Source organism: Bacteroides sp. 2_2_4, assembly GCF_000157055.1.
In the GTDB taxonomy this organism is placed as follows: Bacteria; Bacteroidota; Bacteroidia; order Bacteroidales; family Bacteroidaceae; genus Bacteroides; species Bacteroides ovatus.
On the sequence record NZ_EQ973357.1, the window covers coordinates 238,740 to 256,107 of the forward strand.

9 protein-coding genes are annotated in these 17,368 nt (G+C 40.4%); all 9 read left to right on the forward strand.

The genetic code is table 11. From position 1 onward, the window contains the following. Positions 1-986 precede the first annotated feature (986 nt). The 9 genes from BSCG_RS20465 (at position 987) to BSCG_RS20425 (ending at position 17,361) form a co-directional block, all read left to right on the forward strand. The gene (locus BSCG_RS20465) at positions 987-4,052 is read left to right on the forward strand and encodes a SusC/RagA family TonB-linked outer membrane protein (RefSeq protein WP_008775253.1); all 3,066 of its coding nucleotides are present in this window, start codon (positions 987-989) and stop codon (positions 4,050-4,052) included. Between the two features lie 34 nt (positions 4,053-4,086). Further along, complete coding sequence (locus BSCG_RS20460; protein WP_008775254.1) at positions 4,087-5,718, forward strand: RagB/SusD family nutrient uptake outer membrane protein; 1,632 nt, start codon at positions 4,087-4,089, stop codon at positions 5,716-5,718. A 31-nt stretch (positions 5,719-5,749) separates the two neighbouring features. Continuing rightward, positions 5,750-7,312, forward strand: a complete 1,563-nt coding sequence (locus BSCG_RS20455; protein WP_008775255.1) for a glycoside hydrolase — start codon at positions 5,750-5,752, stop codon at positions 7,310-7,312. 23 nt (positions 7,313-7,335) lie between these two features. Continuing rightward, the gene (locus BSCG_RS20450; protein ID WP_008023371.1) at positions 7,336-8,520 is read left to right on the forward strand and encodes a hypothetical protein; all 1,185 of its coding nucleotides are present in this window, start codon (positions 7,336-7,338) and stop codon (positions 8,518-8,520) included. 192 nt (positions 8,521-8,712) lie between these two features. After that, positions 8,713-9,900: a glycosidase gene (locus tag BSCG_RS20445; protein WP_008775256.1), complete on the forward strand. Its 1,188-nt coding sequence runs from the start codon at positions 8,713-8,715 to the stop codon at positions 9,898-9,900. A gap of 234 nt (positions 9,901-10,134) precedes the next feature. Continuing rightward, entirely contained in the window at positions 10,135-11,493 is a 1,359-nt protein-coding gene (locus BSCG_RS20440; RefSeq protein WP_008023375.1) for an ATP-binding protein, read from the forward strand. A 192-nt stretch (positions 11,494-11,685) separates the two neighbouring features. Further along, a complete protein-coding gene (locus tag BSCG_RS20435) occupies positions 11,686-13,575 on the forward strand; it encodes a sodium:solute symporter family protein (protein ID WP_004311088.1) in 1,890 nt (629 codons plus the stop codon). Positions 13,576-13,608: 33 nt separating this feature from the next. Then, positions 13,609-16,083, forward strand: a complete 2,475-nt coding sequence (locus tag BSCG_RS20430; RefSeq protein WP_008775257.1) for a PQQ-binding-like beta-propeller repeat protein — start codon at positions 13,609-13,611, stop codon at positions 16,081-16,083. 141 nt (positions 16,084-16,224) lie between these two features. Next, positions 16,225-17,361: a GNAT family N-acetyltransferase gene (locus tag BSCG_RS20425; protein ID WP_008775258.1), complete on the forward strand. Its 1,137-nt coding sequence runs from the start codon at positions 16,225-16,227 to the stop codon at positions 17,359-17,361. Positions 17,362-17,368: the final 7 nt, after the last annotated feature.

A 17,368-nucleotide genomic window follows, 5' to 3' on the forward strand; every position in this document is an offset into this window, starting at 1 on the left:
ATCAAATCGCAACATTTTTCCTTCTTTACCTACCATTTAAAAGGAATAAATTCGAATATTACACATTCCTGTCACTGTCTTGTTCTCAACATTTATAATAAACCAGAGGGAAAACAAGCACTCAATACCCCCTTCACATCTTCCTCACCGAGAAACAATAGCTTCTCCGGTGAGAAACAAACCGATGCACACCGAGGAACACCTCATTGGTTTTAAAGTAACAAGTGCTTTACGAACAGGAAAAGATGCATATTCCGTATAGTTTTATACAATATCAGCTTATATTTTCGTATATACATGCAGCTATTTATGCAATATCTTCTATAGTTCATCAATTTTAGCATAATCACTTTTCAACAAAATCTTAAAAATAGCACATTAATAGAGAAAAGATATGCAACTTTCAACTATGGTATCAGCCAAATTCCGGAATTATTAAAACGAGAAAAAGGCACAACCATTTGCTGCCTGCAAACAGCAAATGATTATATACCCAATTTTGAAGATGAAGTTTATCGCAGATCCAATGGAACCAAATAGTAAATCAAAGCCATTCATTCTTTATTTCATTTATCTTCTGCCGGAAATTTTTATATATCCCAGAGGGCATTATATAAATCAGGCTTTAATATTCATACCAATAAATTCGTCAATTAATGGTATTTAAGTATCACATTAAAGAAATTATATTGTCTTTTTTACTCATATTTATGCTTTTTGTTAATATTGTATTAGTATTTGATAAAATTATATTTGTCCCTCGTACTAAACCACCCTACCTTTGCTCCCAGATTCAAACAATATAAAATTATATATGCAATGAAAAACAAATTATTTTATCTTATTGGAGTAGCACATCTATTAAGTTACATCAGTAAATAGACTTCCAGTGTAAGCAATGTTGATGGAAAATATTCCCTATTGCCACTCACAATTAACAAAACGAATTATACGTCTAAGAGTTTATAAATCTAATGCAATAAATCATGAGTAAAAAAATTCATTTCTTACTTTTCTTCTTTCTCTGCCTAGCCAGTATTCCATTGGTAGCCCAGAATATTGAAGTTAAAGGAGTCGTAACAGAAGCTACGACTAACGAGCCCTTACCAGGAGTCACAGTAAAAGTTAAAGGAAAAGACACTGGTACAGTTACAAATATGGACGGTAAATATACCGTTAAAGCCAATAAAGGCGACATACTGGTATTCTCTACAATAGGTATGAAAAGTATAGAGCATACAATATCATCTAACGCTCCGATTAATGTCAGTATGGAAGAAGACAATGTGGCTCTCGAACAAGTAGTTGTCATCGGATATGGTACAGCAAAGAAAAGTCACCTTTCCGGAGCTGTAAGTTCAGTAGGCGCAAAAGAACTGAATGGTGCCGTTGCCACAAATGCAGGTACAGCACTCCAAGGTAAAATTGCAGGTGTATCCGTAACAAGTACTAGCGGTGACCCGAATGAAGGAATGACCATTAACGTACGTGGTATCAGTTCTCTCTCTAGCAATGATCCACTTTACGTCATTGACGGTTCTTTCGGAGACCTTAGCATGGTAGATCCATCAGATATTGCTTCCATTGAAGTGTTGAAGGATGCGGCTGCCGCCGCTATTTATGGTTCTCGTGCAGCCGGTGGCGTTGTATTAGTAACTACTAAAAGCGGTCGTAAAGACATGCCTACAAAGCTTGAGGTAAACTTTTTCACAGGTTTCAGCCAGACACCGAAAAAACTGAAAGTATTTAATGGTGAAGAATACAGCCGCTTCGCACGTTATTATAAACTGTCTGCTGATGGTTACGGTAACGAGGTCGGTGCTGTTCCCTTTGTAGGTGAAGGTACTGATTGGCAAGAGGTAATGCTTCGCACCGCAATGACATACAAAGCAAACGCAAACATCAGCGGAGGTTCCAAGACAAGTTCATATAGTGCGTCCGCAAGCTATTTAAATAAGGAAGGAATTCTCCGTAACACTAGCCACGAATCTTACAATATTCGTTTGAAAAGTGACTATTCTTTTCTGGATAATAGGTTGGTTATCGGTGAGTCGCTGATTGTTCGCTTATCTAAAGGAGAAGGAAACATCAATCAAGATACAATGGGAGAAATCTTGCGTTTTCCCTCAGTCGTACCGGTATTTGATCCGACAAACTCTACAGGATGGGGAACTTCGGCCGATATCAATCTCCCGAACCCGTATGCATATTACTCAACGGTGAACAAAAACAATGAGAAAACTCAAATTTTCCTCAACGCTTATTTACAAGCTGAAATAATTAAAGGTTTAAAGTATAAGTTGAATCTCGGACTTAGAAAGGATCATAACAGGAGCCGCACATATACAGGCATTTACGATTTGGGATCTGCTGGTAAAAACGATGCTCCAGACCTAAGTGAGGGATCATCCGATTACGAATCGTGGGTTTTGGAGAATACGTTGAACTATGACAAGGTATTCGGTAAGCATAATATTTCTGCATTGGTTGGTTATTCTGCACAAAAAGACAAGAGCTATGGATTGAACGGTAGCAACACGGATATTCCAGAGTTCATCTACACTATGACAGGTAACGTTAAGACAATGACAGCCTCTAGTTCATTGAAGGAATTAACTCTCGTGTCGCTCTTCGGACGTGTGATGTATACTTATGACGACCGCTACCTGTTTTCAGCTTCTATCCGTCGTGACGGTTCTTCACGCTTCCAAAAAAGACATCGATTCGGCAGCTTCCCTTCAGCATCCATCGGGTGGAATATCAATCGTGAAAAATTCTTCAAACCGCTGGAAAATATATTTGACCAATTCAAATTCCGTTTCAGCTATGGTAAACTAGGCAATCAGCAAATGGACAACTACTATCCCACTATTAGCATAGTATCCGATGGCATGAATTACCTTCAAGGAAATAATATATGGTTCGGTCAGTTACCCAACGTTACCGCAGTCTCACCTACCAACCTGACTTGGGAAAGTACGGAAACTTTTAACGTGGGACTTGATTTAAGCATGCTGAACGGTAAATTGACATTGACCGCCGATGCTTATGTAAAAAACACAAATGACGTATTACTACCCATTCCTGTTTCAGGTTCAGCTGGTATCAGCGGACTTCCTATCCTAAACGCTGGACAAGTACGCAATAAAGGATTTGAACTATCTGTAAACTGGCGCAGCAATATCGGCGATAATTTCAACTATTATATAGGTGCAAACGTCACTACAGAGAAAAATAAAGTAACGAAGATTACGGCTGGAGGCGACGATATGGGTATTTCAGGTTATTCCGCTCACGCCGCTGCCAAAAATGGTATCAACAGATTTGAAAAAGGGCATCCTATGTCTTACTTCTATCTAGTTGAAAGTGATGGAATTTTCCGCACTCAAGAAGAAATTGACAATTACAAGAATAAGGATGGCAGACAAATACAACCGGGTGCACAACCGGGAGACGTTCGTTACAAAGACTGGAATGGTGATGGTATGATTGATGAAAATGACCAACATGATGTAGGCAATCCGTTCCCGGATTTCTCATTCGGTCTGCGCATGGGAGGCGAATGGAAAGGATTTGACTTCAATCTTTTCTTTGATGGTATGACTGGTAACAAAATATATAATTATCAACGTTATTGCCTCGAATCTGGCAAGTTCAATGGCAACTACAGCACGAAGTTGGCTAACTCATGGAGACCGGACAATCAGAACACAGACATTCCTCGTTTCTCTAAAACAGATGGGATAGACAATGGTTTAGCCTTTACCGACAGATGGCTGGAAGATGGTTCTTACTTCCGGCTGAAAACACTAGATATCGGTTATTCCCTTCCTAAGAGCCTGTTAAAGAAGGTAAAACTGGAAAATGTAAGAATCTATACATCAATGGAAAACCTGTTCACATTAAGTAAATATTCCGGCTATTCCCCTGACCTCGGTCAAAGTGGCAGCGTAGATATCGGAGTGGGTTACAACGTATTCTCAAGAGGAGTAGACCAAGGACGCTATCCACTCCCGCGTACTATCTCATTTGGTATTCAGGTTAGTTTATGATACAATGATAAAATCCACTAATTGAATTAATAACATGAAAAAGAATTGGTTATCATATATATGCATGGCAACTCTCTTATCCGGAGCACTGACTTCATGCAACGAAAATAAATTTCTGGATCTGAAAGATCCTAATCATTTCACGGAAGAAAACTTCTGGAGAAATAAAGCGGATGTAGAAAGCGGTCTTGCCGCTGCTTATTCCCCCATAAAATATCAAATGTACGGTTATTACGGAGCATTTGACGGATGGTTAAATTTAAATAGTCGTGGTGATGATATTTTTACGGTTCTGAATGAAGAACCTTCTATGTGGACCATCGCAACATTTCAAAACTCAACTACTACCGGATATGATCCGTATGGAGCGCTTTATGCTGGTATCCAACGTGCCAATCTTGTAATAAAAAACATCGATAAAATTCCAGCGGCAGGAATTAGTGAGGAAGACCGATCCATGATTAAAGGAGAGGCACTCTTTTTAAGAGGATTCCAATATTTCCTATTAGTTCATAATTATAAAGAAGTTCCTCTACGTTTAATTCCGTCTAACGAAGACGAAAGCAATAAACCCGCGGCTAAAGAAGAACAAATTTGGAAGCAAGCAGAGGATGATTTAAAAAATGCTATAAATAGCAATATTCCCGTCACTCGTTCCGGTGACGAGAAAGGACGTATTGAGAAAGGAGCAGCCATCGCTATGCTTGGAAAAGTATATTTATACCAGCACAAGTATCCAGAAGCAAAAGCTCAACTGGAACTATTGACGAAAGCCCCTTATTATCCAGGACGTTACGACTTAATTGAAAACTTTGCCGAGAATTTTACTACAGCGAATGAGAACAATAAGGAATCTGTTTTCGAATTGCAATATAGTAGTGATGGTGAATTGACATGGGGTAACGAAAGCGGTATCAACCTAGGTAACTCACTTCCAACATTTGTAGGTCCGGTTGCCGCCGGTGGTTGGGCTAAGCTGATGCCTTCCAGCTTTGCCGTCGGCCAGTTTGTGCAAGAAGAACGTCCTGCCGGTTCGGATACGAAGTATGACAAACGCATGTATGCAAGCTTATTTTTCAATCCCGAAGCTATGGGAGATGTAGTGAAGAACGAGAAATGGTATGGAGGAAGCCGTTCTATGGAGCAACTTTGGGATGGCAATAGCGGTAAAATGAGTGGTGGTGCTCCATCTTACAGTCAAGGTGACGGTAAGTTTTTGCTAAAAAAATACACTGCATATTTTGTAAATGCTTCTGATGCTGATATTATGGGTCATAAGGAAGGGAAAGCAAACAATTTACGAGCTATGCGATTCTCAGAAGTGCTGTTAATGTACGCCGAAGCTTGTGCCAAAACAAACGATGTAAACGGGGCAAACACCGCATTGAAGCTCGTTCGCAAAAGAGCAGGATTAGCTGATAAGACATTTGCCCAATCGGACTTGATGTTAGAAATAGAGCACCAATGCTTGCTCGAGTTTTTTGGTGAAGGACATCGTTTTGACGACCTAAAACGCTGGTATACCACTGAAGAGATTAAAAATATTTTCACTGAAAATGAAAAACAGGGAGCAGAATACTTTCAAGAAAAACATAAATATTACCCTATTCCTTCTGGAGAGTTGAACAACAATGATGCCATGGTACAAACTGAACTATGGAGATAATATTTTTACAACCAATTTATACTTAGAATATATGAAGAAGATATACTCATTATTATTTGTAGCATTATTCCTATTCTTAGGATATTCATGTGACGATGGAAGTTTAGACCATAGTGATGTTTTTATCCCGGAACCAGTTGAAGAAAATTTTGACGATGACGGGATTGCACCGGAACCTACAACTACCGCTGTTGTAAGAATGAAAATCGGAGAAGAAAACAAACATCAAGTAATTGATGGCTTCGGCTGTGCCTTCTGCGGGTGGTCACATCGTATTTGGAATACGATGCAGCGTGACGCAGTGATAGAAGACCTGTTTAGTGAAAACGGTTTGGATTTAAATATTTTCCGAGGCGAGATATTCCCGTCTTACGGTAATCCAACTACAGGAGATATTGAATTCAAGATGGATCGTAATTTTATGCTGCAGCCCGATGATCCTTCTATGATTAATAACTACTGGCGAAACTACAATGGTGAAGAGTGCGGAGAACAATGCCAACTTGGCCAAATGTGGTTAGTTGACCTTATAAGTAGAAAATATAAAGATGTCAATTTCTTCTTTTCAGTTTGGTGTCCTCCAATCAAATGGAAAAGCAATAACAAACTTAATGGTGGAAGCCTCAAGTCGGAATATTACGATGAATATGCCCAATATCTATTGGATTTCGTCGATGCATATGAACAAAAATTCGGCATTGACATATATGCATTATCAGGATGGAATGAACCGGACAAACTTGCTAGTTTAGGTGGTTGGGCAACCTGTGCATGGTCTGAAGAAGAAATGGCTAAATTTGTCCTCGAAAAACTTCGTCCAGCGATGGAGAAAAGAGGCCACAGTGATATGAAACTTATTTATGCAGAAAATGCCCAGTGGAAATGGGCGGTCGATTTTATCAATAATAGTTTAAAAAAATATCCGGAACTGGTAGATCCAAATTTCATTGTAGCCGGTCATGGATATTCTACAAGAGATGAAAATGTCATTCCTTTTGAAGAGGCAGAGAAGCGCAATGTCCACATGTGGCAAACAGAACTTAGTGATGATAAAGGTCGCCAAGAGACATGGCCGGATGCAATGAAATGGGCTAAAACTTTTCATGCTTATATGGCAAACGCCAATATGAGCGCCTTTGTATGGTGGTCAGGTGCACGTCCTTGCAGCACTACGGGCGAAAACCTAATTCAATTAGAAGAGGCATTACCTAGTACATACTATTACAGAGTTCCACGCTACTATACTTTTGGACAGTTCAGCAAATTTATTGAGCAAAATGCCGTACGTGTAGACGTAGAAGCTATTTCTTCAGAAACAGATAAACTCCCCGAAGACTTGTTGGTTTCTGCTTATGTGAAAGATGACACCTACACTATTGTACTAATCAATTTATCTCAAAAAGAATCATTCTCTACATTGATTGAGATTGAAGGAGTGGAATTCCAAAATATGAGAACATATACTTCCAGTGAATATGTGAAGTGGAAACACAAAAAGATCAATCCGTCTCAAAGCGGTTTACGTTCTATTACCGTTCCCAAATATAGTGTTGTAACTGTGACTGGTAAAATGAAAAACCATGAAGTTGAATAACGAATTATAAATTAGAGAATATCATGAAAAGAAATATAATACACTTAACAGGAATCGCACTTTGTGCAATCGGATTATTTTCCGGTTGTAATGAAGACTTACCTAGTTACACAAGTCTGACTGTGGATGCAGAGACATTGACAATTAATTTAGATGAGACAACCGAAGGGAGTTTTAATATTACTGGGGGCAATAGCGGATACAAAGTGTCTAGTTCAAATGCTGCAGTAGCGACAGCAGTTATTTCGGGCAATGAAGTGATTGTAACAGGTTTGAAATATGGTACTGCAACGTTAACCGTTATCGACTGGACTAAGAATTCGGCAAATGTGAAAGTAGTGGTAGCTCAAGAACAGGAGCTGGCAGTAAAAACAAGTTCCACGACTATGTTCTTTGAAGAACACAAAACGCTCGAAATATATACTGGAAATGGAGGATATAGCATAACATCTTCCAATGAGTCAGTAGCAACAGCAAAAATCAGTGAAGATGGAAAAATAGAAATCACTTCTTCTATCGTTCCGGGTACTGCAATACTAACCGTGAAAGACAGTCACAACAAAACAGCCGAGATTGCTGTGAAAGTAATAAAGAGGCTGGTAGTAGATAATAGTGAAGATATTACTTATCTAATAACAAGCGAACCCGTTACGATTAAAATTTTGGATGGAAATGGTGATTATACCTGCAGTCTCCCAAAATACTCCGAATCTTATATCAAATGTACGGTAGCAGAAAATGGAACAGAAGTTATTATTGAAGGATTGAAAAGAAACTATTTCAATAAAGCAATCACCATCAAGGACAAAGAAGGACAATCCATTGACATTCATATCAAGACTATTGATGAACCTTATTGGGAAAATCCAAGTTATCGTTACTTAATAGCTGGTTCTTATGCTTATCAGTATCCTTCTACAGCAAAAGTTGGTGAAGCTATTTATTCTGAAGAACTTAATATTTCGCTATTAACAATAAAGAGTACAGGAAGTTATGCTTCCGGATTTGCAGTCCAATTTACCGGTAATCTTGAAGAAGGAGTAAAGACCAATGCTGTACTTTATAAAGTTGCTAAAAATGCAGTAGATAAAAATGTTGCCTATTCAATAGAAGACTGTAAAATAGATAAAGTAGAAGATGGCTGGTATTGGGTTAGCTTCTTGGAACCCGGTTACACCGTTCGTTCTTACTTTATCACTAAGCAATAATTTATAAACTTGACATATCCGTTTAAAAGCACCCCCATACTTTTAGAATGATAAAACATAAAAAGAAACTGTTCGTACAACACAGCATGCATTTCATGTCTATCTGCATTGTGAACAGTTTCTTTTTATCTTGTCAAGAAGATGCAAGGGAAATGGACTGCAAATCTTTATCTCTTAATATGTTGAATTGATATGAATAGATACAATAATAGACTTCATATTCTAAAAAAAGAACATGAGTCACTTATCTCACGTAAAAATAAGATGATATTTTCCGAAAATGGAATATTCGAGCGCTATAAATATCCTATCCTGACAGCTGCTCATACTCCCTTGGAATGGCGTTATGATTTGAATCCGGAAACAAATCCATACCTAATGGAACGAATCGGAGTAAATGCCACCATGAATTCGGGAGCTATCAAATGGAATGGAAAGTATCTAATAATAGTACGTGTAGAAGGAAACGACCGAAAATCATTCTTCGCCATTGCCGAAAGTCCGAATGGCATAGACAACTTCCGTTTTTGGGAATACCCGATACATTTGCCGGACACAGACCCAAGTGAAACAAACGTCTACGACATACGTCTGACAGCCCATGAAGATGGTTGGATATATGGCATTTTCTGTTCCGAAAGTCTTGACCCGAACGCTGCACCAGGCGACCTATCTTCCGCCATAGCCAAAGCAGGCATCGTGCGTACTAAAGACTTAAAAAGCTGGGAACGGCTGCCAAACCTGATTTCCAAAAGTCAGCAACGCAATGTTGTATTGCATCCGGAATTTGTTAACGGCAAATACGCCCTGTACACCCGTCCACAGGATAACTTTATCGACGCCGGCAACGGAGGAGGTATTGGCTGGGCGCTTATAGATGACATTACCCATGCAGAAGTGAAAGAAGAAATCATTATAAACCACCGTCATTACCATACAATAAAAGAGGTAAAGAATGGCGAAGGTCCCCATCCTATCAAAACCCCCAAAGGATGGTTGCACCTCGCCCATGGAGTTCGTGCATGTGCTGCCGGTCTGCGTTATGTACTCTATCTGTATATGACATCTTTGGAAGATCCGACAAAAGTCATTGCCGAACCGGGTGGTTTCTTATTGGCACCTATGGGAGAAGAGAGAATTGGAGATGTCTCCAATGTGCTCTTCTCAAATGGGTGGATTGCAGACGAGGACGGAACAGTGTATATCTATTACGCATCTTCCGATACCCGCATGCACGTAGCAACTTCCACCGTAGACAGGCTGATAGATTATTGTCTTCACACCCCGGCAGACGGTTTACGCTCTGCTGCTTCTGTAGAAAACATTTGCAAGCTCATAGAAGCTAACAAATATGTAATGGCAGAACAGGTTTATTTTTAAGGTAATGTGAGCTCAATACTTGAGCAGTATTAGTTGCCCTCCATTGACCAATTCCACGTCAATGGAGGGCTTTTCTATAAAGCAGGACAATAGCTGATACAAAAGTGCGTATTGCAGGTAAAATAGCACTTATCAAAAGTGCGCATTGCAGGGTATAAATAGGAAATTAAATTTGCGTATTGCAGAGGATATCATTAAATTTGCGTATTAATAAGATGATAAATAGAGAATTACATGATATTTAAACGCAAAATGTATAACAAGCTGCTTGCTTGGAAACAACAGGCGGCAGGAACCAAGGCACTTCTGATAGAAGGCGCCCGGCGAATAGGTAAATCCACTCTTGTGGAAGAGTTCGCAAAAAATGAATACCGAAGCTATCTTTTGATGGATTTCAACAAGGTAAGTGACTCGGTTACTTCAGCCTTTAACAATTATATGAATGATCTCGATACCTTTTTCCTGATTCTTTCTTCGGAATATGGTGTAAAACTTTACCCAAAGGAATCCATCATCATATTTGATGAGATACAACAGTTTCCGAAAGCCCGGCAAGCAATAAAGTATCTGGTTGCGGATGGGCGGTTCGACTATATTGAGACAGGCTCGCTCATTTCCATAAAAGAAAATGTACAAGATATAACCATTCCCTCAGAAGAGAGAACACAGCTTATGTACCCCATGGACTTCGAAGAGTTTGCTTGGGCAATGAATGAAGAGCCATTGATAACATATATCCGCCAATGCTTTGACAAAAAGGAACCTTTGGAGCAAGGACTTCACGCCAAAGCTATGTTATTGTTCCGTCAATACATGATTGTGGGCGGTATGCCGAAAAGCCTGTCAGCGTATTTGGAGAACAACCGGAGCTTCGAAATGGCCGATGTGGAAAAAAGGGATATACTGACACTGTATCGGAATGACATAATGAAGATAAGGTCAGGTTACAGGTCGAACGTATTGAGCATCTTTGACCAAATTCCCGCTTTTCTTTCACGTTCGGAAAGACGGGTAGTAATGAATCGTATTGAAAAGGGAGCAAGCTTCCCAAAGTATCATGATACTTTCTTTTGGCTCTCTGATTCAATGATTGCCAATGAATGCTTTAATTGTTCAGATCCTAATGTGGGCCTCTCGCTGAATGAAGACAGAACCTATGTGAAATGCTATATGGGTGATACCGGACTACTTATCAGCCATACATTCGATGAGAATGAAATCTCTGACGGAGAACTTTACCGGGAAATCCTGTTGGGAAAACTGTCGGTGAACGAGGGTATGTTCTACGAGAACGTAATCGCACAGATGCTTGTGGCTGCCGGACACAAGCTTTACTTTTACACCCGATACAATGAAGAAAAGCATCGCAACGACATGGAAATTGATTTTATCCTGTCGAACCAAAGCAAACTAAAATATAAGATTTTTCCGATAGAGGTAAAATCGAATGACAAGTATACTATTCGTTCACTCATCAAATTCAAAGAGAGTTTTCATCAGCGCATAGGAGAATGCTATGTGATTCATCCGAAGAACCTGTACGTAAAGGAAGGAGTAGTGTATCTGCCTGCCTATATGACCTTCTGCTTGTAAAGAGAGAGTATTCCTGCAGGAATTTTCTCTCTTTTTCCTTAAATCCGCAACAGTTATCATGAAGGACGCTTTCATGATAACTGTTGCGGATTTAAGGAAAAAGTATCAGAATGAGTTAAAATAATATTTGTTTCCCTACTACTTTCGCCCTACTTTTGCATCAAATAAAATAAACCTAATCGAAATAACGATATGAAACTACACGAAATCGATATTCTCATCATTTGTGCCTATCTCATTGCCATGATTGTCATCGGACTTATCCTGAAGAAACGGGCTGCCCAAAATATGGATTCTTATTTCCTGGGAGGGAAATCATTGCCATTTTATATGCTCGGACTCTCCAATGCTTCCGGAATGTTTGACATCACAGGAACCATGTTGATGGTATATTGGGCATTTGCCTACGGATTCAAAAGCCTTTGGATTCCCTGGTTGTGGCCAGTATTCAACCAAATCTTTCTAATGGTTTATCTGTCCGTGTGGTTACGTCGTTCCAATGTACTCACCGGAGCGGAATGGATTAAGACACGTTTCGGTAAAGGTAAAGGATCGACTCTTTCACATACGATTGTTATCATCTTTGCATTACTTAGCGTACTCGGTTTTTTAAGTTATGGATTCATAGGTATTGGTAAATTTATGGAGATATTCATCCCCTGGGAAGTAGTATCTCCATTCATTCCTTTCAATGTGCCTGCAGAATATGTTCCTCATGTATATGGTATTTTCTTTACCACAATCGCTACTTTCTATGTAATGCTCGGAGGAATGTTGAGTATTGTATGGACAGACGTTGTGCAGTTCCTGATTATGACAGTGGCAGGTATCGTAATTGTTGTTATCGGAATGCAAATGGTAGCGCCGGACATGATTCATTCTTTCGTTCCGGCCGGCTGGGACTCTCCTTTCTTCGGATGGACGCTGGATATCGACTGGAGCAGCCGGATGAGCCTCTTGACGGAACGGATGGCGAATGAACCATATAGCCTGATTAGCATCTTCGTCATGATGGCCTTGCTCAAAGGAATATTTATGAGTATGGCAGGACCGGCGCCCAACTATGATATGCAGAAAATTCTATCTTGCAAATCCCCCAAAGAAGCGGCTATGATGAGCGGTTCCGTATCAGTCGTACTATTAATCCCCCGCTACCTGATGATTATGGGATTTGCTCTGCTGGCTATCTACTTCTTTAAAGAAGATGGCGGTCTGACACAAATGGAAGTGACACGAACGGATTTTGAAACCATCCTCCCCCATCTAATCACACGTTACGTACCTGTAGGATTAGCCGGAATCCTACTAGCCGGACTACTGGCAGCTTTCATGTCGACTTTTGCGTCCACTGTTAATGCCGCACCGGCTTATATCGTGAATGATATTTATCTGAAATATATCAATCCGAAAGCGAGTGTGAAAACACAAATACGCAGTAGCTATATTATTTCTGTCGCAGTAGTAGTTATCAGCACTGTCATAGGGTTCTTCCTGAAAGACATCAATGAAATATTCCAATGGATTGTTGGAGCACTCTTCGGAGGATACATCGCGGCCAACGTACTGAAATGGCATTGGTGGCGCTTCAATGGTGAAGGCTATTTCTGGGGAATGACCGCCGGAGTAATAGCAGCCATCGTCATGAAGTTCACTGTTCCCGACGCATGGGTACTCTATTTCTTCCCCGTACTGTTCGGAGTTTCCCTGATAGGATGCATCGCAGGAACCTATAGCGCACCTCCAACAGACGAAGAGACGCTCATCAACTTCTACACCCGTGTACGCCCATGGGGATGGTGGAAGCCGATTGAAGAAAAAGCATTGGCCCGTTACCCTCATATCCAGCCAAACCGCAACTTCAAAAGAGACGCATTCAACGTGGCAATCGGCATTGTGTGGCAATGCAGCCTTACCATTATCCCAATGTATCTCGTGGTCCGCCAGCAACTGGGGCTCTGGAGCTCTATTGCATTGCTTCTGGTTACGACCTTGATACTAAGAAAGACTTGGTACAAGCCTCTGTGTAAAGAAGAAATCAGATACAATGAAGAAATAAAACAACTAAAACAAAATAAGGAATAATTAGCTTAACACACTAAAAATTGAGAACCGACCATGAAAAGACTATCTGTAATTCTGGTATCATTTTTACTATATCTGCCTCTATGCGCTCAATTTAAGGGAACAGTTTCTGTCGACACTAATCAATCGGGCATAGTTGATAAAGGCGATAAGCCGCTAGCGGGAGTTATGGTAACAGATGGATTGAACGTAGTAAAAACAGATAAGAAAGGTCGGTTCTCTTTGCCGGGATTCGAGAAAACAAGATTCATAAGTATTACAACTCCCACGGGATTTGAAACACAACAATTCTACCTTTCTACCAAAGAGAACAGAAAAAGCTACGATTTTATCTTAACTGAAAGCGAGCGGACAAAACCCAGAAAACATTCTTTCGTGCAAATCACCGACACCGAAGTGACGGGTGGAATGGGGCGTTGGGTAACCGATCTCCAGCAATACATTCACAATGAGAAGCCTGCCTTCCTCATTCACACCGGAGATATCTGCTACGAACCGGGACTCACCATCCACAATCAAGTGGTAAACGCACAAACAATGGATTGTCCTGTTTATTATTGCATCGGTAATCATGACTTAGTGAAAGGCAACTATGGCGAAGAGCTTTACGAATCTCTCTATGGTCCGACATGGTATTCATTTGATATAGGTAACGTTCATTATGTAGTCACCCCAATCGACCACGGAGATAACCCGACCAACTATACCCAAAAAGATGTATACAACTGGCTAAAAAACGATCTTGCTCTCATAAAAAAAGACCAGGCACTTATCCTTTTCAATCACGACTTATTTACTCCAAATGACTCTTTCGTCTTTAAAGCAGATGACGATCATCTGCTTGATTTTCGTTCTTTCAATACCAAAGCCCAAATCTACGGACACATGCATTACAACTATGTCCGCAACCAAAATGGGATTTATACAATCTGTACCGGCACATTGGATAAAGGAGGCATTGACCACTCCCCTTCTTCTTTTAGAGAAATAAAAGTAGACGCAAACGACAATATCACCACCCAACTGCGATATGCTTTCATCGAGCCACAAATCGCAATAGTCTCTCCGATGAATAATCAGACGGCCGCAGCCTGCACCATCACTGAAGATCAGCTTCCTGTTTCCGTCAATACATATTATTCGCAGGCAAAAACGTCTCACGTTTCTTATATCCTAAGCGATTCGGAAAATAATCAAGAAATAGCAAAAGGCGATCTAGCCTCCCGTACTGAATGGAATTGGAGTGGAAACATTCAAATGCCAGCCAATGAAATGGGGAAAAAACTAAATCTTACAGTGACTTCATTCTTCAGCAACGGAAAGAAAGTGACTGCTACCAGCCAGTTTATCTATCAAAAGGACTTCAAATTATCCACTATTGCAGGTGAAGACTGGAATACATTACTTCAAAACGCAGCACACTCCGGCGGAGTCAACAACTCTCAAATCAAGCTCCCCCTGCAATTACAATGGACAGCTAATACAGGCAGTAACATTTTTATGTGTTCTCCCATTATCGCCGGACAGAAAGTATTTATCGCTACCACCGACGATAATGTATCACTGAACACATTTATCTGCGCATTTGATTTTAATTCCGGCAAACTGTTGTGGAAATTCCGTACTGCAAATTCTGTTAAGAACACAATAGCCTGTGAAAATGGAATTGTAGTGGCTCAAGACGCCTCCTGCAACCTCTATGCCTTAGACAGTGAATCAGGGAAATTACTCTGGAAACAATCTATTAATTTGGACAGCTATCCCTATCTGACTGAAGGCTTGACAGTAGGCAAAGGAGTGGTCTATGCCGGAATCGGCGCCGGACTATCTGCCTACAACCTAAAAACAGGACAAACGATATGGATTAACAAGGACTGGAAACAGCGGGAAGGTTCTACTACAACACTCACTATTGCCGGAGATGTATTAGTCAGCGGAACCCAATGGGGAGGTTTATACGGCAATGATATCCACACAGGAAAGCAACTCTGGAAACTATCTGATAACGGACTTGGCAACCGGGGAGCCTCTCCTGTCTATAAAAACGGGAAATTATGGATTATCTCTTCCAAGAGCTTCTTCACAATAAAGCCACAAACCGGAAAAGTATTGCAACAAAAAGAGTTATCAGCCAATCTGGATGTTACATCCACCCCACTCATCACCGAACAGGAAATCATTTTCGGTACTGCCGACCGGGGAGTTTTCGCATTGGACAAATCTACACTTTTCAATAAATGGAAAGCAGAAACGTCACCTTCACTTGTATATACTGCTCCTTATTCCACCACTCCGCAAGCCGGAGTTGAAACAAGTCCTGTTGCATCACAAGGAATTGTCTACATCGGAGCTTCCGACGGTTATCTATATGCCATCGACCAAACTACAGGAATTATAAAAGATAAACGACACATTGGAGCGCCTATATTTTCAACCGTAGCCGTATCCGGGAATAAGATGATTGTTTGTGATTTTGCGGGTAATGTTTATTGCTTTTCATCGAAGTAAACTCCCTCTTCACTATCATAATGCATAAACTCAAATGGTACATAAGCACTAAAATTATATAGATACAGTTTTTGCCACCCCACACGTTGTAATTTAAAGATTATCACGTATCTTTGCCTGCTCAAATCATAAATACGAGATATGGCTATTACAATCAAGAAAGTCTCCACAAAGAGAGAACTTAAGAAATTTATCCGTTTCAATTACAGAATGTACAAGGGTAACCCTTACTCTGTGCCTGACCTCTATGACGACATGCTCAACACCTTCAACAAGAAGAAAAACGCAGCATTCGAATTCTGTGAAGCAGATTATTTCCTCGCATACCGGGACGATAAAATAGTAGGACGTGTAGCTGCAATCATCAACAATCAGGCGAACGAGAAGTGGGAATGTAAAAACGTTCGTTTCGGATGGATAGACTTCATCGACGATCCCGAAGTATCATCCGCACTCATCAAAACGGTGGAAGAATGGGGAAAAGAACGAGGCATGACTCACATTGCCGGTCCTCTCGGATTTACTGATTTCGATGCGGAAGGTATGTTAGTTGAAGGGTTCGACCAACTTAGTACCATGGCCACTATCTACAACTACCCATACTATCCTGTACACATGGAAAAGTTAGGCTTCGAGAAAGACGCCGACTGGGTGGAATACAAAATCTACATACCGGATGCCATTCCCGACAAGCATAAACGTATCTCCGAACTGATCCAACGAAAATATAACCTCAAGATAAAGAAATATACTTCCGGAAGAAAAATAGCCAAAGACTACGGACAGAAGATTTTCGAGCTGATGAATGAAGCATATAGTCCTCTTTATGGCTATTCTCCGTTGACACAGCGGCAAATCGACCAATACGTGAAAATGTATCTGCCGATCCTTGACTTACGGATGGTTACACTGATTACTGATGCCAATGACGAATTGGTCTGTGTAGGTATCTCCATGCCATCTCTTGCCGAGGCTTTACAGAAATCACACGGACGTCTGTTGCCACTCGGATGGTTCTATCTGTTAAAGGCACTATTTATGAAACGCCGTGCCAAAATGCTTGATCTGCTACTCGTTGCAGTGAAACCGGAATATCAAAACAAAGGTGTTAACGCTTTGTTATTTTCCGATTTAATTCCAGTTTATCAAAAATTAGGTTTTATCTTTGCGGAAAGCAACCCCGAACTGGAACTGAACGGAAAAGTTCAGGCACAATGGGATTACTTTGAGAATCAACAACATAAGCGCCGCCGTGCGTTCATCAAAGAGATAAAATAAAAAACAG